Source organism: Nostocoides japonicum T1-X7 (genome assembly GCF_001046855.1).
GTDB classification, from domain to species: Bacteria; Actinomycetota; Actinomycetes; order Actinomycetales; family Dermatophilaceae; genus Nostocoides; species Nostocoides japonicum.
Window position 1 is genome coordinate 5092432 of the sequence record NZ_HF570958.1, and the last position, 1630, is coordinate 5094061.

Here is a 1630-nt window from a genome sequence, read left to right on the forward strand (position 1 = left end):
CCTGCCGACGCTGACCGACAAGGGCTACACCGGCGCCGGGATCGGCATCCACGTCCCGCTCAAGGGCGCCAACCTGTCCCCCGAGAACAAGGCCAGCAACCTGCTCATCACCGCCCTACGGGCACCGGCCGAACGCGCCAACGCCCTGTTCAAATCCGGCTTCAACGCCTTACGACGCATCACACTGTGCCCATGGCGCATCGGCCACATCACCGCCGCCGCCCTCGTCATCCTCACCATGCACCGCGGACGCTGATGAGAAAACCTCAATACATGGCATATGGGCTGCCGTCGGTCAGCTTCGACCTCGCCGAGACCCGAGTCTCGGCCGGAGACTCGGCCCTCTTCGTCGCGGACGGTGACCTGAACGGTTTTGTCGATGCCATCGAACTGCTCCTGGACGACCCGGAGCTCAGGGTGGACTTGGGCATGAAAGCGCGCCACCGCGTCGAGACGATCCTTGACTGGCGCCCCCAAGCGCACAGATATGTCTGCGCGTTCGACGCGGTGCTTGGGCTGGTGCGCGGGCCTGCCATGCCGGAGCTCGCGCCCCCTTCCCCCGCCATCGTCGGCGACGATATCGACCTCGAGGACGCGAACGTCCTGACGGAGTTCATGAGGACCCGAGGACGACTCGATCGGGAAACACCATCTCCCGACCCTGTATGAGCCCTGATCCACGTGTGAGGTTGACCCGGTTTCGTGGACATCCTGACCGGCTGGGCCTTGGGCCTGGCAGGAGAGGATGCCCTGATGGGTGCCAAGAGGAAGAGTTACACCCCCAAGTACCGGCAGGAGGCTGCGCGTCTGGTTATCGACACCGGTCGGACGATCGCGCAGGTGGCGCGGGAGATCGGGGTCGGGGAGCAGCTGCTGGGGCGGTGGGTCGCGATCGAGCGGTCGCGGATGGTGGACCCGCCGGCGGCGCTGGACGTCGATGAGCGGGCCGAGCTGGAGCGGCTGCGCGGGGAGAACGCCGAGTTGCGGATGGACCGGGAGTTCCTGAAAAAAGCAGCGGCCTTCTTCGCCACGGAGACCTCGAGCCCGAGCGGGCGTTCGCGGTGATCGAGGGGGAGAAGGCCGCCACGAGGCATACCATCGGGCGGATGGCCGAGCTGCTGGGGGTGTCCCGGTCCGGCTACTACGCGTGGGCGGCCCGACGGGACGCGGCGCCCGGTCCTCGGCAGGCGCGCCGGGCTGACCTGCTGGGCAAGATCAAGGTCGCCCACGACGCCTCCGACGCGGTGAACGGGGCGCCCCGGATCACCGCGGACCTGCGCGAGGCCGGTGAGGTCGTCTCGGTCAAGACGGTCGCGAGGTTGATGCGGGAGAACGACATTCGTGGGATCAGCCCGCGCCCGTGGCGGCCGGTCACCACCCTGGCGGACGCCAACCCGCACGCCATCCCCGACCTGGTCGGCCGCCGCTTCGACCAGGAGGCTCTGAACGTGGTGTGGACCTCCGACATCACCTACCTGGCCACGGGGCAGGGCTGGCTGTACCTGGCCGCGGTCCGCGACGGCTGCTCCCGCCGCGTCATCGGGTACGCCTTCGCCGACACCCTGCACACCGACCTGGTCGAGACCGCGCTGCGCCGCGCGGTCACCTTCCGCGACGGCGACACCAGCGG

Annotated in this window: 4 protein-coding genes; all 4 read left to right on the top strand. The window is 68.7% G+C overall.

The features are described from left to right. On the top strand, positions 1-256 hold a 256-nt coding region (locus BN12_RS22980; RefSeq protein WP_048550846.1), incomplete at its 5' end, for a transposase family protein. Between the two features lie 17 nt (positions 257-273). Beyond that, the gene (locus BN12_RS23540; RefSeq protein ID WP_053080180.1) at positions 274-669 is read left to right on the top strand and encodes a glycosyltransferase; all 396 of its coding nucleotides are present in this window, start codon (positions 274-276) and stop codon (positions 667-669) included. Between the two features lie 84 nt (positions 670-753). Further along, the gene (locus BN12_RS22990) at positions 754-1065 is read left to right on the top strand and encodes a transposase (protein ID WP_048554510.1); all 312 of its coding nucleotides are present in this window, start codon (positions 754-756) and stop codon (positions 1063-1065) included. Then, on the top strand, positions 1062-1630 hold a 569-nt coding region (locus BN12_RS22995; protein ID WP_235432361.1), incomplete at its 3' end, for an IS3 family transposase. The genes BN12_RS22990 and BN12_RS22995, both read left to right, overlap by 4 nt.

Coding starts and splice junctions, on each gene's coding strand:
- BN12_RS23540 (WP_053080180.1), top strand. CDS start 274: ATGGCATATGGGCTGCCGTCGGTCAGCTTCGACCTCGCCGAGACCCGA.
- BN12_RS22990 (WP_048554510.1), top strand. CDS start 754: ATGGGTGCCAAGAGGAAGAGTTACACCCCCAAGTACCGGCAGGAGGCT.